The organism is Clostridium sp. chh4-2 (genome assembly GCF_002899675.1).
Taxonomy (GTDB): domain Bacteria; phylum Bacillota; class Clostridia; order Lachnospirales; family Lachnospiraceae; genus CHH4-2.
In genome coordinates this window covers 21083-45326 of sequence record NZ_PKUU01000034.1, presented here as the reverse complement: position 1 = coordinate 45326, position 24244 = coordinate 21083, and the positions used below count along the sequence as shown (strand labels likewise).

Sequence of the window (24244 nt, the reverse complement as noted above, 5' to 3'; positions counted from 1 at the left end):
GCTGCGAAATGTTTTCGTTGCGCATTTCCCAGCACCTTCTGTCACTCATTCAGGCGATTCTCACTGTAAACGAACCTTTATATTTCCTGATTATTCTGTTTTGAAACGGTCATCATTAGAGCTTCCCAATGCGTTGAAGAAATCTTCTACATACTTAGCGATGTTATTCTTAGCATCTTCAAAGTCATAGTCGATGGTATTGTTCATATCCAGGCCGAACTGGGTTGCTTCTTCCGGCTGGGTTGCATTCTTTAATACCAGGAACTGATAGGAGCCGTTTTCTTTGGCATGATCCACGCAGTCAGGAGATAATGCATATTCGATCCAAAGTTTTGCTGCGTTTGGATGTGTGCATCCCTTAAAGATTGCGGTTGCGCCGACTTCGAAGGAAGTTCCGTCTTCCGGAACGATCAGTTCGATATTGTCATATCCCTGAAGGATCTGATAGATGCCGTCATGCAGGAAGCCGATACCGATTACACATTCGCCAGGGCCTACCATCTTGGATGGGCCGGAACCTGATTTTGTATACTGTGCGATATTCTGATCCAGTTTCTTGAAGTATTCCATAGCTTCGTCATGGCCTTTCATCTGAACCATGGTGTTGATAACCAATTTTGCCGTTCCTGCCGTATTCGGGTTGGACAGCATGATTAAGCCTTTATATTCCTCTTTTAACAGGTCATCCCATGTCTTAGGAGCTTCTAATCCTAAACGGTCGAGCTCTTCGGTGTTCACCATAAAGCCCAGGATTCCTTTATAAATTCCATACCAGCAGTTTGTGGCATCTTTATACTGGTCGCCAATCAGGTTAACCGCATTCACCGCTTCGTACGGCTCTAACAAATCTTTTGCAACTGCTTCATTATAAGGATCTGTGGTGCCGCCGAACCATACGTCAGCTGACGGTTTTCCGGCTTCTTCTGAAATCTTGGTATAAACTTCGGAAGTGGAAAGTCTCTGATATTTCGTCTTAATGCCGTAAAGGGTTTCAAAGTTCTTGCAGGCTGCGGAAAGATATTCTTCCTCGCAGGAACCGTATACGGTTAACTCCCCTTCCGCTTTGGCCGCTTCAATCAGGGCGTCTAAATCGCCTGAGGCCGCTTCGCTCTTTGCCTCTTCTGCTTTTGTTTCCTCCGCTTTGGTCTCCTCTTTTTTTGCTTCCTCTGTTTTTGCCTCTGCCTTAGTTTCCGCTGCCGTTGTCGCAGCTGTGGTTGGAGCTTCTGTCTTGCCGCCGCAGGCGGTGAGGCCCATTACCATGGAACACGCTAAGAGTAGTGCCAGTTTTTTCTTCATAATCTATTCCCTCCGTTCGATTTGTGATGAGGTAATTATAACAGAGACAAAAGGATAGAAATACCTAATTTTCGGTAATATTGTCTGTTTTTCTGAACTTATATTTATTTTTTTATCTATTTTGCATAATTTTATTGAATAGTAACGGCAAGGGAAGCGGCGTTACAGTTCACGGGTCCGGTGGTCTCTGCCGTCTGGGCCGTCTTTGGCGGTTTATACTCTGTTTTTTGTGACTTTGCAGGATATTAGCAGTTCTTAACGCGCAGAATTTTTCGTTCAGGGGAAATCTCCACCTGTTTGAGTGCAGCGAGTTTGGGGATTTCCCCTGGTTTTTAGAAAAATCCTGCACGTTTAGTACTGCTTATATCCGAAACTGGAACAAGAAACGGAGTATAAACTGCCGAAGACGGGCCGGATGGCAGAGACCACCGGACCCGTGAATTGTAACGAAGCGTCTGCGGCCGGATTCATGCAATCGTGGATTCTATTGCATTCAGTCGAAAAATGACATAAAATATCAGAAAGAGCCTGTTATCAGCAGTCGGCTGTTACTGGCAAAATTATATGGGGAGGATGAATGAGATGGCTGGATGGGAGGAGTTTTTCGAAAAGAAAACGCTGACGAAAGAAGAACGGAAGCTGGCCTGCAACAGGCATATTACCACCGAATTTCATATGGAACAGCTGATCCTGAAATATTTTTCCGATGAGGATTTTTCAAAGGTATGGGAACGGAAAATAGGAGGCGGAGTCATCGGCGGCAAGGCCTGCGGCCTTTTGGTGGCCCGGAAGCTGATTGCGTTAAATATGCCGGAATACGCGCTGTTTATGGAGCCTCACAATTCCTTTTTCATCGGCACGGACGTATTCTATCAGTACCTGGTGCTGAACCGCTGTGCGGAGTTAAAGGCCAGACACCGTCTGGAAAAGGAACATTTTCAGGAAACGGAAGAACTGACCCGCCGTTTAAGAAATGGGGTTTTGCCGGATGACATCCGGACAGAGCTTGGAAAGATGCTGGATCACTACGGAACCGTTCCTCTGATCGTGCGCTCCAGCAGCATTATGGAAGACGGATACGGTAATGCATTTTCCGGAAAATATGAATCCGTATTCTGCCTTAACCAAGGCACCAAAGAAGAGCGTATGGCTGAACTGGAAGACGCCATCCGGCGCGTCTATTCCAGCGTAATGAACGATTCTGCCATCGAATACCGCAGAAAATTTCATCTGCTGGATGCGGATGAACAGATGGCCCTACTGATTCAGCAGGTGGCCGGTCAGGAATATGACGGAATCTATTTCCCTGCTGCCGCAGGAATGGGCTGTTCTTACAATCCATATAAATGGATGGAACACTTAAATCCCGAGGCCGGAATGCTGCGCATGGTCCTGGGTCTGGGCACCAGAGCAGTGGAGAGGACTCCCGGCGACTATCCCCGCCTGGTGGGCTTAGACAGAGCCAAGGCAAATCTGCGGACCACAATCGCGGAGCGCCATAAATTTTCCCAGCGCAAAGTGGACGTTCTGGATTTCAATAAAAAGCAGCTATGCACCAAAACCCTGGAGGAGATCATCGAACGCCTGCCGCTGTGGCAGAAAAAGATGGTGTTGAGCAGGGATACGGAGGCAGAGGATCTTTTAGCCGAACGGCAGATCTACCGGAAGGTCTATTTCGCGGATTGTCAGGGACTGGTGGAAAACCGGGATTTCATCCTCATGATGCGCACGCTGTTAAAAATGCTGGAAGCCGTTTATGAGCGCCCGGTGGATGTGGAATTCGCGGTCACAAGCCCAAAAGAAGGCGCCTGGAAGCTGAATCTGCTTCAGTGCCGCCCTCTTCCGTCCGCCAAATCCGAACAGGTGAAAATCCCTACGGATGTGGATGAAGAACTGCTGTTTGACGTGAGCCGCACCTCCATGCGCCGTTCGAAAGAAGAACGGATCGACTATATCGTTTGGGTTGACCCGAAAAACTACTATGAATATCCCTATTCCAAAAAACCGGACGTAGCCCGTCTGATCAGCCAGATCAACCAGCATTTTGAAGAAACGGATAAAAAACTGATGCTTTTGGTTCCCGGCCGGATCGGCACCTCCTCGCCGGAACTGGGCATTCCCGTGGTATATGCGGAGATCAGCCAGTTCAGCGCAATCTGCGAAGTTGCTTACGGAGAGGCCGGCTATCACCCCGAGTTATCCTATGGCAGCCACATGTTTCAGGATATGGTGGAAGCCGACGTTTATTACGGTGCCATCAATGACAACAGCAAAACGCGGCTTTACCAGCCGGAACTGCTGAAAAAATGTCCGGAAATCCTGAAAACGCTGTGGCCGGAAGAGGAAGAACTGGCGGATATTATTAAGCTTTATGATGTGAGCCGGTGCAGGGCCAGTTTGATACTGGATGCCAGGGAAGGACGGGCGGCTTGCAGGATACGCGGCGGGGAGTGAATTAAAGAAGTCAGAATACACAGTAAGCGCCATAAAAATCTACGTATTAGCAAAGAAACTGGAATATGAAAAACAATCCCGTGCTGGATTTTTCCCTGCACGGGATTATTATCAGTTAGCGTTTCTTTATGCTTCTCCTAAAGTCTCTGGCAGAATTCAATTCTTTCTTTGTTCGGCCCTTCAATAATAAAAAATTTCACTCCATTCTCCCAAAAATCAAGACTTTCAATGGCATTGCTTAAAACAGTATAGCCATCCCGCACCGCTTCATCATAAACTGCCTAAAGCCATCGCGTCCACCTTCCATATCAAAGATTTTTTTCACAAGTCAATCGGTATGATCTCGGTTTTGGTGTCCCAAGCCTGGCATCAAACGGAGTTTCATCCATATAGCAGACCGCCTCCTGCCCTGCTTCAAAGAAGAAACGGTATCTTCCATGATGTGCTGTAGTCAAAAAACGGATATCCGCCTGAAAGGTATTCTGATCCACCCACTTTCCTTTGGCACAGACAGGGAAATCGGCATAACTGCTTTTTAACAGAGAAAACTCTCCGTCTTCTGCGCACCCCAAGGGGATTGTGTTTACCAGACCGGATTCTAAAAAGCTCAGACTGCAGGCCTTTCCCTCAAATTTCAGTTCGCACCAACCGATTCCGTCCATTTCGCTGTCTGTGTAAACTGGCTTTGGTTTTTGTGTTCTTCTCCATACCGGAACCATGGAATCATCATTTTGCGGGAAATACCACCTGATCCCGTTTACCGCCTCTTCTCTCTCATTTTCGCCAACCGGCATCATTCCAATCTCATTATACCATTCCATCTTTAATCCGGCAGCTTTTTTTAACAGCTCTTTCCAGCCTTTTTCATCGTCACTTGGTTTGATAGCAGGGAGCAGATAGTTCCAACAAAGGGATAGTATTCGTTCCGGCATGGGTTCAGAGGCCGTCGTAATGATAACTGCTTCTTTTTCAGGTATTACAATTCCAAACTGACCGAATGATCCGTCAAAACGGTAAACTCCAGGAACGCTGCAGTGCCAGAAGAAGAAACCATATCCGCACTTCCAGTCTTCTTTATCAGGAAACATATGGTCGTAGGAATCCTTAAACTGAATAGAAACTGCTTCTTTAATCCACCAGGAAGGTATGAGCTGCCTGCCTTCCCAGCGCCCCTCCATCAGATAAAGCTGAGCGATCTTTGCCATATCCTCCGTACGAAGATAAGCTCCTCCTCCTCCATTTTCTACGCCCATGGGACACTGGTCACAAGTTACATCATAGATTCCCAGAGGAAGGAACAGGCGCGGGCGCAGATACTGGGTCAGGTTTTGTCCCGTCATCTTCTTTAAAATGGCTGTCAGCATATAGGTTCCCATGGAATTATAATAAAAATGGGTTCCCGGTTCATATGGTACCGGCCAGTTCAAAAAACTTCTGATATAATCTCCCACATTATAGCGTGGTGGTTCCTGTCCGTGGCCACAGGTCATAGTGAGCAGATGCCTTATATTCATCTGACGTAAATTTTCGGATACGAGTTCAGGTAAACGTTCGGGAAAGAAGGAAATAACCTTATCCTCGAGCGATACCCTCCCCTCCTCTACCAAAAATCCAATCGCTGTGGAGGTTAAGCCTTTCGTAAAGGAATGCATGGAATGTGGTATTTCCGGCCCATAAGGCGCGTACCATGTTTCAAATACCACTTCTCCCTTAATCAGAACCATCAGGCTGTTTAATTCAATTCCTTCCCGTTCTGCCCCATCCAGAAATCCGCGGATGCCCGCGCTTTCCATCTGTCGGAAAGCGCAGGTACTTCTTTTTAATGGTTTATTCATTATCATGTTATCACCCAATCTTTATTTTGCCGCTTCCATCCACAGCTTATTAAAACCGGTTAAGCATTCGGATCTGTCAATCATGCCTGCTATATATTTCTGGAAAAGTGCTCCTGTGTCTGTGTAGGTTTCATCCGGTATATATGGCCCGAGGTAAACGGCCGCCATATCTTCGTCTATATACTCCTTCACATCCTCAGCAAGCAGTCCCAAAACAGCCGGATCCACGGTTACGGATTTAGCAGCCGGCATATTGGCAACCTCTTTCATCATGAAATCCAAACATTCCGGATCACTTACAAACCAGGAGATGAATTTCTTCGCTTCTTCTGCATGTTTGCTGGTAGCGGAAATGCAAAGATTGGTTGCGAAAATAGATAATTGATTACGTTCCGGCTCATTTGTCAACGGTATTGCCCCCTGAGCCACATATCCGGCCAGCTCCTGGTTCGTGCTGTTAATCGACGGTGTCATCCAGGAACCCTCATCAGTGATCATAGCCGCCTGTTCGCTGAAAAAGATATTCTGTGCCGTGTTGCTGTCCACATTGATTGCATCCTGATTTCCGTACTTCATGGTAAGATCCAGGAAATCCATATATTTGTTATAATACTCATTTTCGGGAAGATTCATATCCTTGCCTGCCAGCATCTCATCTAAAAACGCCCTGCTGTCATCCATATACAGCGCCGGAAGCATGGAAAAATGCTTTACAAAGGTCAGGTTCGTTTCCTTATAGTGGTTGACAAACGGCTGGATACCGGCTTTCTCAAGCATTTCGCATGCGGTTACCAATTCATCCCATGTTTTTGGCACCTCCTCGACTCCGGCCGAATTTAAAAGCTTCATGTTATAAGCGATGCCGAACCCCTCGATACCCATGGGAACCAGATACTGTGTGCCATCAATATTCCCATCCTTTACACTGTTTTCATTCAGTTCGTCCAAGACATCCATGTCATCCAACGCCAGAAGATGCAAAGACCAGTCTCTCAGCACATTTCCCGGGTTCATCTGAATAATGTCAGGCATATCCTCAGATGCCAGCTTTCCCTTTAAATTATCCCAATAGTTGCCGCTGTGCACAATTTCAAACTCGATGTCCTTAATCTGCGGGTTTTCCGACAGATACATGGCTTTCACCTGATCCATAGCGTCAATCCACTGGGTTTTCATCAGGTATACCCTAAGCACGGTATCTCCGGCTGCCTGTTGTGAACTTTCCTCAGACGAAGCTTCACCTGAAGCGTTCCCGGCTGCCTCTGTTTTTGCCGACTCCATTTTAGCTGCCTCTGTCTGTACGGCACCGCCTCCGGAACACCCTGTAAGGCTTCCCGCCGCCAATACTGCCGCCAACCCCATTGCTGCTAATTCTCTTACTTTCATAATGCCACCTTCCCTTTTTTATTATTTATCCTTTCACCGCTCCCGCGGTTACTCCTGCTACTACATTTTTCTGCATGACGATAAAAAAAATCGTCATCGGTATAATGGACAATATCAGGGCTGCCAGCCCCAAGTCCCATTGATAGATCGATTCGTTAAACAGTGTCCTGATTGCCTGCTGGATCACCCGGTGGGATTTGGAGGTTAAGATCAGCTGACTCATCAGATAATCATTCCAGTACCAGAAGGTATTAATTACAGTAAATGTCAGCACCGTAGGCCGGATCAGGGGAAATACAATTTTCCAGAACATAAGGAAGCTGGAACATCCGTCTATATAGGCTGATTCCTCTATCTCCATCGGCACACTTTTCACCGCCCCGAAACTCATAAACACACAGATTGGTACACTGAGCCCCCAATAGCACATCACAATTCCAAAAATGCTGTCATTAAATCCCATAAACTTCGTCACTCTCATAAGAGAAATCATGATTGCCTGGAACGGAATTGCCATGGAGGAAATAATCAATGAATAGAGAATTTTTGTCATACGGTTCGGATTTCGGCAGATCCAATATCCCGCCATCGTCCCGAATACAATTCCTCCAACATTGGAAAACAGGGTGATCAGGAACGTATTTTTGAAAGCCGATATGAAGTTCAACTGTTTCCAGGCTTTCCCATAATTTTCAAAATGAAGCCGTACCGGAAGGCTGACCGCGCTTTTTGCGATTTCCGGCAGCGTCTTTAATGAGTTTACCACCACAAAGTACAGAGGGGAAAGCACCAGAAGCATTCCGCAAAACATGACCGCCGTAATGATAAGCTTTTGCTTTTTATTCACATGTTCCACTACATCTGCACCTCGCTTTTCGATGTCACATAGACCTGAATCTGCGTAACAACTACAATAAATATGACAAGAATCAAAGCTTTTGCCGATCCCAGCCCCATCTGGTTTTCAAAAAATGCTGTTTGGTAAACGTTCATCGTTATGGCTTCCGAAGAGCGGAACGGACCGCCGGCAGTCAGCGCCAGATTCACATCATATACCTTAAAGGTATTTAAAATACTCAGAAACAAACACTGAGTAATAGACGGCATCAAGAGCGGAAAAATGATACGGCGCAGCACCTGGCGCCCGTTCGCCCCATCAATGGTCGCAGCCTCGATATACTCTTTTCCCAGAGTGGTAAGCCCCGCGATATAGATTAACATCAAATAACCCGACAGTTTCCATACTTCTACAATCGCCAGACCCCAAAAAGCAGTTCCGGGCGTTCCCAGCCACATCATTTGAAAGAAACCGAGTCCTGTCGTATCTCCTATACTTTTAAACACGTTCAGATAGATAAACTGCCAGATAAAACCTAATACAATTCCCCCGATTACATTAGGAAGATAAAAACCGGAACGCATCACATTCCTGCATGGAATATTTTTCGAAAGAAAATATGCCAGTGTAAAGCCTGCCAGATTGGAAAGTACCACGGTCACCAGGCTGTATTTAATCGTAAACCACATGGACAGCCAAAATTGCGAATCATTGGTAAATATTTTCCGGAAGTTTGCGAATCCGCTAAAATTGATTTCTTTTGAGATCCCATTCCAATCCGTCATGGAATATCCGATTCCCAGCAAAAACGGTGTCAGCTTTATTACAAAAAAATAGAGAAGCGCCGGCCCGAGAAACAACAGGTAATTGCAGCCAAGCGCAAATTTTTTTCTATTCCGAAGCCCTGAAACTCTTTCCTTCATCTGCTTTCCCCCTATCAGTTTTGATAGTTCTATCATGCCGAAAAACAGCCAAAAAGTACACCTACAAAACCGGGATCATGGTGTACTTTTTTGTGATTTTGATCGATAATAACTGTTTTTACAGTTTATCCTATACATTTTAACCAAAATTGACATTTGAAAGGGAATCGTGTATCATAACAGATAAATTACCAAATAACAAAAAAAGTCAGTTAGGAGGATACAATTTTATGAGATGGTTAAGAAGCAATATCAGAGTCAGACTGATCTTGATTCTGTGTATTGTCATCGTACTTCCTACAATTCTGGCAGCCCTTTTCTCCTCTCTTTATATCCAGAAAAATAATCGTGAAAAATTTATCGTTCAGAACTCTGACCTGCTTTATACTAGCAGTCAAAATGTTCTGACTTATATGGATACCTTGAACTTTTCCTTGAGAAATGTGTATTTAAACCGGGACACCGCCCGTATTCTCTCCGGTGATTCCCTTTCCTATCAGGATGAGGCATCTATGCTGTCCTTTCTTGGAAGCATTCTGTCCACCAGCAAAGGTGCGCGGCAGATTTATTTAAATTCTTATCGTTTAAAAACCAGCTTTCTGGTCAACTCCGTGGAACAGCTGACCGCTCCCTACAGTGGTTCCGGCATAAAAAATTCCGAACTTCCCCAAAATATAAAACCTTACAGCGCCTATTTGGAACCGCCCCATCCTCCCCATACCTACGGTGTTTCCGCCAGAAGTCATCCGGATGAGGAGCCTGTTGTTACCTTTCACTGGACTATTTACCAGCCTCCGTCCGTCGACCGGCTGCTCGGAGAGATTTCCTTAGATATCCCCGTTCATGTATTTGAACGAATGTGCAGTTCGCTATATTCCCAAGAGGAGGATTTCTACATTGTGGACAAAGACCGGTGGATCATCTATTCCTCCAATCAGGATGAGATCGGAACCCTTCTTGCGAACGGCCCGGATTTCCCCGCAGAAGCGGCGGCATTCAGCTTTAAACAGGGAATTTTATTTTCTCTTCCCATGCAGACAAAATACATGGATTGGTATCTGATCAAATACTCACCGGATTCTTATATTAACGCAGATACAAAGCTTCTGCAAATCAACTTTCTCCTGTTCAGTGTCTGTACCTTAATCATGGTGGCATTTGTCATACTGGCTGTCCTTCAGATTATGACCCCGCTGAAAAAGCTGACAAAATACGCTCAGGCCGTAGACAAAGAGGGCCTCGATATCCCTATGGACAGCTATATTAACTATAAAAATCCGGATGAAATCGGCATTCTTGTATCCAGCATTCATAACATGGTAGACCGGATTAATCACATGATTCTTCAGCAGTATAAAATAGAAATTACCAATAAAACGAATGAACTGAAGGCGCTGCAGGCCCAAATCAACCCACATTTTCTCTACAACACACTGCAGTGTATCGCAACCTCCGCCCTGGAAGCAGACGCTCCTCAGGTGTATGACGAAATCGCCATGCTTGGGCAGATGATGCAGTACAGTATGACAACGGGTGTCACACTGGTTCCCTTTCGCAGCGAGATGAATCACACGGACAGCTACTTGAGGCTTCAGCAGATCCGTTTTGAGGGTTCCGGAAAGCTTCATATCAGCTACCATGTTACGCCGGAAGCGCTGGATATAAAAGTGCCAAAAATGATTCTGCAGCCCATCATTGAAAATTGTTTTAAACATGGAGCTATTCTTTCTATGGCAGAGGCATTTATTCATATTGAAGTATTCATAAAGGAAAAACAACTGACAATTTTGGTAGATGACAGCGGAAAGGGGATTACAGAAAAAAAGCTTGAAGAAATACGTAGGAACCTGCAATGCTGCAAGGAAACGCCGCCGGGCAGTGACACCATCGGGCTGGTTAATGTACTGTCCCGTGTCCATCTGTATTACAATGGCGGAGGCAGTCTTAAAATCGGCCTCAGTCCCCTGGGCGGGGTCCAGGTTCAACTGGTAATTCCTTATCTTGATCTATGACAGGGAGGTGAACAGACAGATGAAACTCTTAATCATTGACGACGAGGCACATGTACGGAAAGCACTTCATCTCATTATAGAAAAGGCAGATCTTGGCATCACGCAGCTTTACGAAGCTGCAGATGCCGGACGTGCTTTGGAGCTGATTGAACGGGAAGACCCACAGATCATCATTTCTGATGTGGTTATGCCGGAAATGACTGGAATTCAGCTCATTGAACAGTTAAAAGCCTCGCATCCGTATACGAAAACAATCATTGTATCCGGCCATAACGATTTTCACTATGTACGCAGCGCTTTAAGAGCGGGCAGTATCGATTATCTGTTAAAACCTTTGGGACGGGAACAGATTGCGGCTGCAGTAACAAAGGCAGTGCGCACATGGAACGAAGAGGCAAAGATGCGAGAACAGGTAATTGCTAATACTCGCGAAGTCGATCAGCTGTCTGCTGTCTACCAAAGAGTTTTACTTTCCCGTATGCTCTATGGTTCGGTCAGACAGGAAGAACTGGAAAAACTGATGCGTGGAGCGGAAATGGTTTCGTTTAAAAACGGATGCCAGCTCCTTCTCCTCTCCTTTTCGCACCTGCAGCATCAGACCGGACAGATTCCTCTTCTGACCCAGACTTCTGTGGAAGAAGTGATCCGTGAACTGTTAAAAAGCCAAGAAGTGCAGGGAATCACCTACGCTAATCAAAAAGCATTCACCGAATGCGTAATTTTGCTGCCATTTCATTTTAATGCCGCCCACCTGTGCGAATCAATCCGTGAGCAGCTCATTCAAGAGATCGGCTGCTGCCTGCCCTTTGCCCTCTTCCCCTGCCCGGATTTTCCAACAGGGCTGCCATCTGCCTACGAACAGGCGGTTCAATTTCTGCATATGACCCCTCTTACTGCACTCACGGAAGGAATCGCGTTCAAAGCCGGCCAGGCCAGATGGACGAAAAGTACTAAAAGAGCAGAGTTAAAAATTCCGGCATCCTTTCGCCAAGAAATGTTTTCGGCCATTCTTTCAGGCAGCACTCATATGATACAGGAGCATGCCTGCAAATGGACCGCTCTTTTGTCCGAAGAAGCATGTGTACTGTCTGATATTACGCTGCTGCTCAGACGTTACGAGGCGATAAAACTCTCGGTTTTAAATGACATCCGAAGCGATTTTTCCAGAAACCTTCAAAATCATTGGAAAAGCACAGATAAAATTACGCTTCCATTCAATTCATACGGATGGTTTAAGCCCGAGCTTCTATCTCAGCTTCTGGAGGATGACCTGACGGATTTAGCGAACCAGTTCCAGCTAAATCAAAGAAAAGAAGCATCAGTTATACAAGAAATCATTCTGTATATCAGGGAACATTATAAGGAAGAAATCAACCAGTCCCTGCTGGCAGACCGTTTTTTTATCAGCAAGGATTATCTTTCACATAAATTCAAAGAAGAAACCGGCATGGGAATGATTCATTACTTAAACCTTCTGCGAATAGAAAAAGCCAAACAGCTTCTGATGCTCCCCAATGCGAAAATAAATGAGGTGGCAGCGGCTATTGGCTATAACGACGAAAAATACTTTTGTAAAGTATTTAAAAAATATGAGCTGATATCTCCAAGCCAGTACCGGGAAAACCTCCGCTCCCCGCCTTTTAGACTCTAAGAATCGGATTCTTATTTTTAGTGAGCGGATCGTACAAGGAGAAATTCGGATTCTGGTGTGCTGCCGGGCTCTGGATGAAGGTTTTGATGTTCCATCCGCCAACATTGGCATCGTCATGTCCTCCGCGTCTACCAGCGGCCAGCGCCTTGGCCGCATCCTCCGCCAGGCAGGCAAAGACATTTCCTGCCTTTATTACCTTTATATAAACGGCACAACGGAAGACACTTCCTATTTCCCGGATTCAAAATAATAGGATTCAATCTCTCTGGGATTAAAATCCAGCTTTAAATATGCTTTTGTGAAGCTGTCGGCAGCGATCTCCGCTGCCGGCAGCATTCTGCGCTTTGCCGGAATCCAGCCGAACAGTTTTACCGTCCTGACAAACAGATCGGCGGTTTTTCCCCAGCGCGAAATCTCCAGACAGTGATACAGTTCGTGACATAGGATGATGTCTTTTGCCAAACCCGGCTTCATCTTTTTATCCAGCTCTCTGACCACATCTTCATTCAGATGGATCTCGCCGGATTTGGCGTAGAATTCGGCAAACTTGACGTAGTCGGAATTTATCTTCTTTCCGGCCTGTTCTCTGATAATCCTGACGCCCATCCGAGCCAGAATCTCTTCCGGCCCTTTACCGCCAAATTCATTTTCGATCTCTTTTGCCCGTTTTCTGCCAAGTAGAATAGCCTCTTCCGTGATTTTTTCCTTTTCCTCTTTTGTCAGCCTGTTGTCGAATACAAACTGCCGGAAGAGTTCTATTCCTGCTTCCATTTCCGTTCTGTTCTCTGCCATAAGCGTTCCCTACCTTTTTTTAATCACTGCCAGATATGAATCCTGTTCCCCCAACCGTTTTAATTCCAGCTCTGCCAGCGAGGAGATCTGTTCCAGACTGTCCAAACCGGATAAATCGGCGATCTTTCCATTGACCAGAAGATAGATCATGGGAGCCGTCTTTCCCGATTCATCAAATTTCATATGTTCTTCAATCCGCTGCTCTAAAAGATCTTTCTCTCTTCCTAAAAACTCATAGCTGTCGGCTCCGTCCACGCTCAGTTTAATCACTCCATTGCTGTCCACCACGCAGATCAGGCTTATTTTCTTTTTTAAAAATGGGATCTTTGATTTTTTACCGGCTTCCACATGATAGGCGTGAAGCACGCTGGAATCAAATACCGGTTCAATACGGCAGCTTTCATACTGGCTGAACGCATCTTTTACCACCTGCTTTAGCTGTTCTCCTGTCATCTCTTCGCCTATGGAGGTTTTAGCACTGAGATCAGTGGCGCCTACCGCCACGGCTCTTACAATGTTTTTCGCCGTGTCAATATCAATGGTTACCTCAATGGTGGCCGGGGAAGCGCCCGCCCGGATGACGGCCAGTTCTGCTTCATTTCTGATCTCTAAGATATCCTCCTGGGTGGGGTTTACAATCGTCCGTTCCACCGAGTCCCGAACCATGGCTAGTGCAGCGCCGATGGTGGCGATTACGGGGGCATTTTTAGCAATCCTGAATTTTAGGTTCATCTTTTCCGCCACGGCCGGAACCACACTGCTGGCGCCTCCGCCTCCGCCTGTCAGGCTGAGATAATTCTGTGACAGGTTATATTCCTTGATGAATTCATCCACCGCAGGCGCCACTTTGCTGACTGCGATATCCACAATGTTCCGGGCAATGGTTTTTGCCGGCTTTCCAAATTCTTGTTCCAATGCTTCGAATGCGATTCTGACACTGTCCTGATTTCCTCTCGCATAATCCCCTTCCGGCATATAGCCCAGGCAATTGGCCGCGCAGGTCAGAGTGACGGCATACCTGGTTCCGCACGGAGTTTCTAAGGCCAGAAAGTCCGCCGTCTTATCCTTAGGCGTTGTCACACTGACCACTTTTGACCCTTTTAACTCTTCCGGGTCTGCAAAACACGCATATCCCAGCCCGGCGATATGAGAGCTTCTCGGGCCCACATCGATAATGTTCCTGTTTTTGAACCGGACCATGCTTCCGCCGCCGATCCCTATGGTATGGATATCCAGAGAACTGACATAAGTATTATGGCCGCCGATTTTCGAGTATTTGGTGATTACCTTTCCATTTTGGACTGCGGAAATGTCGGTGCTTGTCCCTCCAACCTCCAGGAAAATGCCGTCCGATATCTTCTCATACATCAGCGCTCCCGCCACCCCGGCAGCCGGACCGGAAAGAACGGTCAGAATCGGCCGTTTCTTCACTTCATCCACCTGCATCACGCCGCCGTCGCTCCTCATGATCATAAGAGGTGCCCGGACTCTGGCATCTTTCACCGCCTGTTCCGTCATAGACGCGGTCTGCATCATCTTAGGCAGAATAGATGCATTGATCACCGCAGTTTTCGTTCTGGCGCGCAGCCCGTAGAGTTTGGAAAGTTCATGGGTGGCGGTTGTGATAAAATTCCGGTCGGACGCAGTCTTCACAACTGCTTTTTCATTTGCCGGATCATCCACCGAAAATGCCTCGCTGACCACAATCACACGCTTTCCCTCTGCATCAAATTCATCCAATATCCGGTTCACGTTTTCCTCATGCACTCCGTCCGCAGTATTTAAAAAGCGATAGGAGGTTTTGATCGCTTTTCCATCTTCTAAGGAAACGTCTCCCACATCCGTGTCCGCTTTAATCTTGGCCGTTCCTATCCCGCTTCCCATGCCGATCACACCAATATCCGCCACATCGCCTTCCAATAATGCATTGGTAGCCTGTGTGGTGCCGTGGGCGATAAACACCACATCGTCAGCATCGCATTTGATCTCCTCCAGCAAAAGATTTAAGATATCGATAACTCCCCGGGTCACCCCTTCTTTTGCCTCATGAGTGGTATGCACTTTTTTCGTTCCGATTATTTCGTATGTGTCATTATCCAGTGCGATGGCATCGGTAAAGGTTCCGCCCACATCAATTCCAATCCTTATTTTTCCTGCCATTTTAACCTCAATTCCGCCGTATAAACGGCATTTTTTAACTCTTTTTAAATATTCCAAAACCCGTTAAATCATAAAAAATACTACGGCCATAATCACGCCCACCAGAACGTACAGCGCATCGATAAGGAATGTGCCTCTCGTATATTTGCCTACGCTGATCTGAAGATATCCGCAAGCCCATGTGACCTGAGAAGCGGTAGGATCGTTGACAGCAACATAATAGTCATACAGCCATGCCAAGGTTACGATCAGTCCCAGCGGAAGGCTGGTTGTGAGCAAAATTCCAATCAGCGCCGCACCCAAGCCCCATGGGTTTAACGGTCCGCGGTACATGGTCAAAAACGGTCCCACAACTCCGAACAGCAGAATAACCGGAAGAGGCGAAACGGGGACAATGCCCATGAGAAGGGCCTTAATCGGTTCCAGCAGGGCTTCCTGCTTTGCAGCCGCCAAAACCATACCGATTCCCATCATCAAAACTACGGTTACTGAAACATTAGCAAAGCCGTCATAAGCGGATTTATTCACCAAATCCAGAACGCCGCGGAACTTATTCTTCCACTGTGTGCTTAAAACCGCATAAATGATGCCGATTATCAGAGCTGCATTTACATTCCATTTAAAGCATAACACCAGAAGCAAAGGGATAACCGGAGCTAAAATGGCATACAGCGGCACGTCATTTGCCTTTGCCGTATGTTCCCGTTTAGCTGCCCAGGAAAATACTGGTCCCTTCACCTTAATGCCGATTACTATCAGAATAATACTGATGATAACTGCGGGTATGATCACCATAATCGCCGTATTTTTCACCAGTGGATCGGTCGCTTCCAAACCTACCAGGCTGCCGATAAAAGTCCATCGTGCCACATTCATGAAATATCCTACGGAAGTTCCGGCCAGCATAACAAATGCGGCGATTACCTTGGGCACTCCCACGGAAAGCATAATTGGAAATACAATCAGTCCCAGCATAATTTTAGAACCGACTCCGCTTAAACCGATGAAACAGAAGGCGCAGGCCAAAAAACAGATGACCGCCATGATATACGGATTATCTCCCCCCAGCTCCGCAGCGCTTCGGATCAGTTTTTCTGCGATTCCCGTCTTTCTGATCACTTCACCTAAGATAGCCGCTATTAAAGTGGAAAAAATCGCCCCCGAAAGTCCCGAAATACCGCCTCCAACCACGTCGTTCATGATTGTCTTAACAGGAATTCTTACAATAATACACAAGACTACCGCCATCAGCGGCAATGCTGCAACTGCGTTAATCTTGTCGCTTACCATTAAACCGACGATTATTATAAATGCCGCTATAATTAAAATTGTTGTCAGATTCATACCCATTCTCCTATTCTTCTTATTGTGCTGGTTTTCTTTTTCTGTTTTTTTACTATTTACTGTTTTTTATTTAATGTTTTTCTATTATTTTTTCCTATTATATTACTTTACTGCTATATTATTTTGCTGCTATATTATTTTGATGCTATATTATTTTGATGCTATATTGCTTTTCTATTATATTAACCTGCTATTATCCTGTTTTTCCTATAAGTCTATGCACTGGCCCTGCTTTCTTAAAGTCTCCTGTAATTCTTCCATATCTACAGTGTCCGGTTTCCATCCGTTCTGTATGCAAAGCGCCGCAGCTGTTCCGGCCGCCTGGGCCATGGCAAATACCGGAGGCATCACACGAATCGCTCCTAATGCCTCATGAGTGGCGGAAACACATCTTCCTGCGACCAGAAGATTATCCACATTCTGCGGCACAAGGATGCGGTAAGGGATGGGATAAACCTCAGCCACATTGGTCATTTCTTTCTTATGGCTGGTTCCTGTGAGAGCGCCTTTGGCCGGATGCAGATCTACCGGATAACTGCAAAGAGCGATGGCGTCTTCAAATCTGGTGCATTCGACTAAATCCTGTTCGGTCAGCGTATAAATACCTTTGATTCTCCTGGACTCCCTGATTCCCACGCAGGCTCCGCTCTGTGCAATCCGAGCATTCTCTAGGCCCGGCAGTGTTTTAAAAAAGTCCATCAGGAATTCCACCTGCTTTAATCCCTCCACATAAGCACGGCTCATATCAGTTTCCTCGACCGGACTGAGTCCCTGGATTCTGGTGGTATTCAGCCGCCATTCACCTTCATTTACCATGTGATAAAGGCCGATTTTGTTACGGTTTACCGGAAATTCCCCTCTTTTTCTGGCTTCTTCGATCAGAGTATGGTAGGGAAGGTACTGATTTTCCGGATCCTGGCTTAAATACTCCTCAATCTTCTTGTCATCTGCATTATAAATCCAGAAAAACAGGGTCATGGGCTGCAATGCTTCATCAGGATCCTCCATATCGCATGGAACTCCAGCCTTCATACTGACAAATGCATCTCCGGTACAGTCGATTATAACCGCTCCGTCAAACTGCACCAGCTGATTTCCGTCAAATGCGATGATAGAGCGAATCGAATTCCCCTCTTTCACAACATCCAGAATACTGATTCCCAGATGGACCTCAACCCCAGCCTCCAAGAGCATCTCCATCATCACCATTTTAAGCGTCTCCGGATGAAATGGCGTCAGATTATTGTGACGCAGCCTGATATAACAGCCATAGGAACTGACCTGACCTGTTTTAGACGGATGAATGGCACCCCCTTTTTCTTCCATCCGCCGAATCATCTCGTCAAAAATTCCTTTTACAATCTGGCGCTCTCCTTTTGGATCGAAACAACTCATGAATGGCCCCACAAGACCGTTGGTCGCCGTTCCTCCCACAATTGAGGTCTTCTCCAGCAAAATGGTTCTTGCGCCGTTGCGGCTGCTGGCGATAGCGGCCGTAACCCCTGCAACTCCTCCGCCGCAGATGACAACATCGGCCTGGCTGACCTTTTTAATTTCTCCTGAATAAATAGCCATCTCCTTCTCCTTTCGTGTTTTGAACTTTTTTCGGAACTTAGTTTCGTATTACGAAACTCTATATTCTCAGGATACAATACTGCACAAATAATGTCAATAGTATTTTTATATATTGTGGAGTTTTTACAATAATGAGGAGAAAGTGAGGGATGGAAGGAAGAGATATTGGATATTTATAGGATGATGGAGGAGCCGTTAAACAGTCATACAGAGAGTATCGGTTCAGTCTTCCGATACCTGCGCCTGCTCCGGCAGTTTCCATGAATGTTCCTATGACATTGCTGGGTATTAGCGTTTTTTAATGCGCAGAATTTTTCGTTTAAGGAAAATGTCTACTTGTTTGAGTATAACGAGTTTGGACATTTTCCTTGGTTTTTAGAAAAATCCTGCACATTCAGAATCGCTTATGCCCGAAACCGGAATAGGAACACCCATGGAAACTGCCGGAGCAGGCGCAGGTATCGGAAGGCAGAACTGATACTCTGGAGTCTGTCCGCCTCCTATTTAGCAGTTGCAATAATAAAGCGTCTAGGGTATGATTAAAGATATTATGGAATAAATGCAGGTGAAAAAGGTGGCCAATAGATTTGAAGATAAAGTCGCTTCTGTCAGCAAAGCGCTTACAATTTTAGAAGAGTTAAGTAAAGAGCCCAATGGAATGGGATTAATTGATATCAGCAGCCAGGTTGGAATGAATAAGACAACTGTATACCGCATGTTGACCTCTTTGATGGAAAAAGAATTTGTGGAACAGGATGATGCTTCCGGCAAATATTCGCTGGGCTTAAAGATCCTGAGCATTGCCAGCGCACTGTATGAAAAGCTGGATATACGGGCAATTGTGCGCAAATATGTTTCCGAACTGCTGGAAAATTTTGAGGGAACTATTTTAGTGACTAAAGAATTGGATCAGGAATACATGATTGTGGATCGGATCTGCATGGGACAGGCTCATGGGCCGGCTATGCACGAGGGTGAGATTTTATCAGAAGGGCAGATTATTCAAAAAACTTTTTTGGCAAACGCCGCGCTGTGGCAGCAAGGGCGAAATATGCTCTATGCGAATTCATTCAGGGAAGATGCTGCGCTCAGGCATGAGATGAAGCAGATTGCGTTGCAGGGGTATGCGGAAAGCAGTGAGGATTTAGATGGGCTGCCGGCTATCGCAGCTCCGGTGTTTAATTTTTCTAAGAATGTGGTTTATGTGGTCAGTCTGCATTCGCAAAGGCTTAGCGACAGGAAGGTACAGGCGGAATGGATGCTTCGGCTTATGGAGTTGGTGAAGAGGATTTCTGGGGATTTGGGGTTTGTGAATTATATTTAGATTGGGTGGCTTTTTAATTAGTAAGTGATATGCTCCCTTCTAGGTAGACAAGTAAAATAATACAAACTTGCTACTTGGAAGGGGGCATATTTTATGTCTAAAAGAAATATATCCGCACAAGATAAGATAGTTGCAGTAAAAAGGTATCTGGATGGTCTGACAAGTCAGCGGATACTTGCAAATGAGTTTGGCATATCATAAACTTCCGTTCAACAATGGATTACTAATTATGAAAGTATGGGCGAAGACGCTTTCTTGATGGTTTGTTATAAAAGTTATCCTGCTGATTTTAAAATGCAGGCGATTTTGGATTATCTGTCGGACAAAGGCTCTCAGATTGATATCTACAAAAAGTATGGCATCCGTTCAAAAAGTAAGCTACAAAAGTAGATAAAGAAGTATAATGGTCATGAGGAACTGAAATCTTCTGTAGCAGGAGGGCATATCATCATGACCAAGGGAAAGAAAACTACTTTTGAAGAAAGAGTAGAGATCGTACAGGATTGTATTGCAAATGACTGCAATTATACGCAGGCATCTGTAAAATATAAGGTGTCTTATCAACAGGCATGGAATTATACCATCAAATATAGGGCCGGTAGAGTGGATGCTTTAAGGGACAAGCGTGGGAAACGAAAGGCCCCCGATGAGATGAGTGAACTGGTGAAATTTCGTGCCGAAGTGAAAATTTTAAGGGCAGAAAAAGAACATGCTGAAATGGAGGCATCTTTATCCTGTCAGTGCATTTTGCAGTCTTGGAGGTGTTTCAAGGGCTGCATACTATAAATAGCTGAACAGGGAGATTCCGGAAAATGAACGCAGGAATAAGAAAATCGCGGAAAAGATTGAGCGGATCCATGCCTCTTCCCCCGACAAGGGGTACCGCCGTATCAGGGACGAGCTGGAACGTTATCACGGAATGGATGTAAATGATAAAAGAGTGCTGCGCCTGTGCCGTAAGTTAAATATTAAATCAACGATTAAATATGCGAATAACGGATGTACGAGGCAGTCTGCCAATCCGCAGTATATAGCTAAAAATATCCTCAACCGTGAATTCATCGCCGGTACCCCCAATAAGAAGTGGCTAACAGATGTAACCGAGTTCCATTATTATGCGGGAATTGAAAAACACAAGATTTCTATGAGTGCCATACTGGATTTATATGACAGAAGGATTGTATCCTATGTCATTCGTGACCATAACAACAATGCCCTGGTATTTGACACCTTCGATGCAGCATTAGAAGCGAGTCCCAATGCACATCTGATTTTTCATAGTGACAGGGGATTCCAATATACGAACCGAGTTTTTCGTGCTAAGCTTGAAGCAACCGGAATGACACAAAGCATGTCCAAAGTGGCAAAATGCATCGATAATGGTCCAATGGAAGGGTTGTGGGGAATCATCAAGCGTGAATGGTACTATGGAAAACGGTTTACCAGCAGGGAAGCTATTGTTGAAATGATAGAGAATTATATAGAGTATTATAATAAGCAAAGACTGCAAAGAAATCTTGGAGTATTTGCGCCTATAGAAAAAAACACGAACTATATTTACAAGCAGCATAAAAACTGCCAGTGGAATTCCCCGCTGGCAAAAAAACTTAATATTCTTTCAATTGTCTACTTGACGGGGAACGGTTCAAGCATGCCCGGCTCCAACATAGTAAACTCTCATAAATCTGTCATAGCAGACTCTGTGCCATATTTCTTGATGGGCAGAATATCCGTCATATCCTGACAAATTACATCGTATTAATGGTTTTTCTGTTTCTTTAATAAATTATATGTAAATTTCTGATACTATGAATATTCGTACTTGCCGGAAGATGGCAATACTATTCATATAGGCAAACGTCGTATTTTGAAAAAATTGTCATGCTAACATAACTAAAAACAAGTCATAAAATGTCGAAAAACGGAACTGGATACATACCACGCTACGACAATACACAGTTATATAGATGGTCTCGTTTTATTGTGGATGCTTTAAAAATTCCAAAGCAAATACAATACACTTCTTACATAGTACAACAAAACTTTTCCTATATACTATTATGATACCAATTACACAAATTCCTGTGAATAAATACGATCCAAAGTATATATCTATTATTGCTTCAGCAAAAAGTATCAACCACGAAAATATTACATAAGGATATTCTACTGAGATAATTACCTCCCCTATAGATCGTCTTCTTGATACATATATAATTACGCTTGAAATCACAGTAGCAATTGTTGCCCCTTGAATTCCAATCAAATAAACCAGAAATACATTCAGCACAATATTACATACGGCACCGATTAACGCAGACTTTCCTAATGATTTGGAATCTTTCTTAGCTATTAGTATAGCACCAATATGTCCTGCGGAAGAGTTAATGACGCTGCTAACTAATAGAAAGGGAACATATTGCCACGCTTCAAAAAAGCCTTTGGCAAACAGAAAATGGGCTATCATTCTGTTCCCAAGAATCAGCAAACTGCATACTCCGCACATAATAGCATTCAGATAAATAAAAGTTTTCTGATAGAACTTGTCTGAATCCTTGCTATCCATTTCTTTTATCGCTGATAACTGCCATGCCTGAATAAATATTTGATGTAAAGTATTTATTATTTGAGGAATCTTATATGCAACAGAAAGCAATCCACTGGATGCCACACCGCAAATTAACGCAACCACATACTTATCTGAACCACTATTCACCCACCATCCTAAATAGGTGGCGATTAACGGCACAGCATACACAACCATTTTATGCTGAGTTTCTTTGCTTACCGTAAACGAGATGTTTTTCCAGACCCGCGTTACTATTGCTAAATAGATTGTTGGAATCATTTGTCCAATAGTGTAGGCAAGAAAAAAACCGGGCAGCTCAAAATCAAACACTAATAAAAAAAGAACATTAAAGACAATCGTTGCAATAGTTCCAACTACCCCGGCAATTCCCATCTGCTTAACTTTTTCTAATCCTTTTGCAAGTTGAACAGTAAACTGGTTAAATACATAGGACACATAATATAAAAATATAAATATCTCATAGTTTAATATGTCCCGCCAAAGTCCCAGATAATGGTTTCCAAGGAGTAACAACCCCATGACAGCAGAACCGCATACAATAATTTTGAAAGAACAGCTTACTATACTTTCCTTATCTTCCCCTTTGTCCATTGCAAAGCGCATAGTTGCATCGCAGATATTCAATGTCAATACCGGAAACAGAAGATGAATCGTTGCAATTACAAGTTCATATATCCCATAATCTTCCGTAGACAATACGCTCGTATATAACGGCACCAAAAGAAATATCAGAATTTTGGAAGAAAAATTCGTTACGGTCAATATGCCTGTGTTTTTCATCAGATACTTTGTTTTTTCACTACTTGCCATAATATTTCAACCCCTACATCCCACTAGCCGAATGCATAATCTTTCAAAAAACAGATTAAACATTTATTTTCCTATGACACGCTTTAACGTGCGAACCAATCTCTTTCTCTTTTTCTCCGGTATGATTCTCTTTACCCGCTCTTTCATTTTAATTCTGTTAGTTACCTTACCCAAACACCTTTGTGCAAGTAAACTAATGTCTTCATTACTTGAATAAATAAAATCACGTTCTTTGGGCCTAACCGATGGCCTTGTCAATTGGCTATTCGCTGCAATCTCTATATCTTTGTTAACTGTTAGGAAATCAAAACTAACCTTTATCTCCTCCCAAACTTTTTTCCCTCTATCAGTAATGGGATAAACCGTTGACAATGTACGATAAGGTAATCGCTCTATGTATATTTCTGAATTTCCACAGTCCCCTATAGTAATATCACCGATACGCATAGAACAAGCATATTTACAGGAGTAGCACGCCTCTCTAAAGATGTAATTATTAATGAAAAGGCGAAAATAGGGATCTATATTGCCGGAAATTAACATTTTTTCTTTCGTCCCCTGTGACAAAACCAAATTAAAGCCATATCTGTCATACTTGTCTTTGGTTCTAAACGTAACATTATAACCCCCTTCTGACTTTGTCAATTTTTTAATATGGTTCTGCAGCATTTGAGGGCTTGGAACTCCGTGGCAAACTATATCAACGCATAACAGGTTGCAATAGCTTTCCTTTAAAAAATCTTTTAGAGCGGCTATCTGGCATGGTGTTCCAGAAAACAAGACATGCTTTCCGAATTTTAACAGTTCCTTAATTTCAGGAAACACCTTGTCTGTTCTACTTTGGACATATTTCGAGCCTTGAATTTTATTAAGTTCTTCCTCCTTGTCAATCAGAATATGTTCCACCATATAGTCGCTAGTCCATGCCGCACCGCATATCACAGCACTATACTTCCGGAGAAAATAAATGGCAATTTCTGCAAAGACTCCCCCCGATGTGCTAGACTCATATACTTTGTCATTCTTCGTGACGGCAACATATGCTTCAGATATTTCATAACACTCATTTCTATTCACAGCCGGACATTCCTTCAAGCAGATGCCACATTCAACACATTTATTCTTATCAACTGTCGGATATAAAAAACCATCTTTAAAAACCATATTTATTGCTTGTTTTGGGCAACTGCATGCGCAAGCACCACAGCCAATACAATGTTCCGAAACGTCATCCATAATATTCATCTTCTTATG

At 44.4% G+C, this 24244-nt stretch carries 16 protein-coding genes and 1 pseudogene; 6 read left to right on the top strand and 11 right to left on the bottom strand.

What is annotated here, in order from left to right; genetic code table 11:
- Window positions 1-90 precede the first annotated feature (90 nt).
- Window positions 91-1296 carry an ABC transporter substrate-binding protein gene (locus C0033_RS24890; protein WP_103230555.1) on the bottom strand — a complete coding sequence of 402 codons (1206 nt, stop codon included), beginning with the start codon at window positions 1294-1296 and terminating at the stop codon, window positions 91-93.
- 582 nt (window positions 1297-1878) lie between these two features.
- Between C0033_RS24890 and C0033_RS24885 the strand changes: the two genes are divergently transcribed.
- Window positions 1879-3750 (top strand): PEP/pyruvate-binding domain-containing protein, encoded by a 1872-nt coding sequence (locus C0033_RS24885; RefSeq protein ID WP_103230554.1) that lies wholly within the window; start codon window positions 1879-1881, stop codon window positions 3748-3750.
- A gap of 308 nt (window positions 3751-4058) precedes the next feature.
- Here C0033_RS24885 and C0033_RS24875 read toward each other — a convergent pair whose 3' ends face one another.
- From C0033_RS24875 to C0033_RS24860, 4 genes are read right to left on the bottom strand one after another with little or no spacing between them, the layout of a single operon-like run.
- A complete protein-coding gene (locus C0033_RS24875) occupies window positions 4059-5591 on the bottom strand; it encodes a serine hydrolase (protein WP_103230553.1) in 1533 nt (510 codons plus the stop codon).
- 15 nt (window positions 5592-5606) lie between these two features.
- Complete coding sequence (locus C0033_RS24870) at window positions 5607-6971, bottom strand: extracellular solute-binding protein (protein WP_103230552.1); 1365 nt, start codon at window positions 6969-6971, stop codon at window positions 5607-5609.
- A 25-nt stretch (window positions 6972-6996) separates the two neighbouring features.
- A complete protein-coding gene (locus C0033_RS24865; RefSeq protein WP_242984591.1) occupies window positions 6997-7818 on the bottom strand; it encodes a carbohydrate ABC transporter permease in 822 nt (273 codons plus the stop codon).
- An 8-nt stretch (window positions 7819-7826) separates the two neighbouring features.
- The gene (locus C0033_RS24860; protein WP_103230551.1) at window positions 7827-8732 is read right to left on the bottom strand and encodes a sugar ABC transporter permease; all 906 of its coding nucleotides are present in this window, start codon (window positions 8730-8732) and stop codon (window positions 7827-7829) included.
- 230 nt (window positions 8733-8962) lie between these two features.
- On the opposite strand from C0033_RS24860, the gene C0033_RS24855 reads away from it, so the two are divergent.
- Window positions 8963-10744: a histidine kinase gene (locus C0033_RS24855; RefSeq protein ID WP_103230550.1), complete on the top strand. Its 1782-nt coding sequence runs from the start codon at window positions 8963-8965 to the stop codon at window positions 10742-10744.
- Between the two features lie 19 nt (window positions 10745-10763).
- Window positions 10764-12395 (top strand): response regulator, encoded by a 1632-nt coding sequence (locus C0033_RS24850; protein WP_103230549.1) that lies wholly within the window; start codon window positions 10764-10766, stop codon window positions 12393-12395.
- A gap of 228 nt (window positions 12396-12623) precedes the next feature.
- Here the strand turns inward: C0033_RS24850 and C0033_RS24840 are convergent, their stop codons facing one another.
- From C0033_RS24840 to C0033_RS24825, 4 genes and pseudogenes are all read right to left on the bottom strand, one after another.
- Window positions 12624-13187, bottom strand: a complete 564-nt coding sequence (locus tag C0033_RS24840; RefSeq protein ID WP_103230547.1) for a hypothetical protein — start codon at window positions 13185-13187, stop codon at window positions 12624-12626.
- A gap of 9 nt (window positions 13188-13196) precedes the next feature.
- Window positions 13197-15347 (bottom strand): hydantoinase/oxoprolinase family protein, encoded by a 2151-nt coding sequence (locus tag C0033_RS24835; RefSeq protein ID WP_103230546.1) that lies wholly within the window; start codon window positions 15345-15347, stop codon window positions 13197-13199.
- A gap of 63 nt (window positions 15348-15410) precedes the next feature.
- Window positions 15411-16691: a hypothetical protein gene (locus C0033_RS24830; RefSeq protein ID WP_103230545.1), complete on the bottom strand. Its 1281-nt coding sequence runs from the start codon at window positions 16689-16691 to the stop codon at window positions 15411-15413.
- A gap of 207 nt (window positions 16692-16898) precedes the next feature.
- Window positions 16899-18269, bottom strand: a pseudogene (locus C0033_RS24825) (FAD-dependent oxidoreductase); the annotation flags it as partial.
- 556 nt (window positions 18270-18825) lie between these two features.
- Here C0033_RS24825 and C0033_RS24820 point away from each other — a divergent pair.
- From C0033_RS24820 to C0033_RS24810, 3 genes are all read left to right on the top strand, one after another.
- Window positions 18826-19590 carry an IclR family transcriptional regulator gene (locus C0033_RS24820; protein WP_103230543.1) on the top strand — a complete coding sequence of 255 codons (765 nt, stop codon included), beginning with the start codon at window positions 18826-18828 and terminating at the stop codon, window positions 19588-19590.
- Window positions 19591-20040: 450 nt separating this feature from the next.
- The gene (locus tag C0033_RS24815; protein ID WP_103230542.1) at window positions 20041-20376 is read left to right on the top strand and encodes a helix-turn-helix domain-containing protein; all 336 of its coding nucleotides are present in this window, start codon (window positions 20041-20043) and stop codon (window positions 20374-20376) included.
- A 4-nt stretch (window positions 20377-20380) separates the two neighbouring features.
- Entirely contained in the window at window positions 20381-21334 is a 954-nt protein-coding gene (locus tag C0033_RS24810) for an IS3 family transposase (protein WP_146043812.1), read from the top strand.
- Between the two features lie 234 nt (window positions 21335-21568).
- On the opposite strand, the gene C0033_RS24805 is transcribed toward C0033_RS24810, so the two are convergent.
- Both C0033_RS24805 and C0033_RS24800 read right to left on the bottom strand, forming a co-directional pair.
- Complete coding sequence (locus tag C0033_RS24805) at window positions 21569-22990, bottom strand: oligosaccharide flippase family protein (protein ID WP_103230540.1); 1422 nt, start codon at window positions 22988-22990, stop codon at window positions 21569-21571.
- Between the two features lie 63 nt (window positions 22991-23053).
- Entirely contained in the window at window positions 23054-24235 is a 1182-nt protein-coding gene (locus tag C0033_RS24800) for a Coenzyme F420 hydrogenase/dehydrogenase, beta subunit C-terminal domain (protein WP_103230539.1), read from the bottom strand.
- Window positions 24236-24244: the final 9 nt, after the last annotated feature.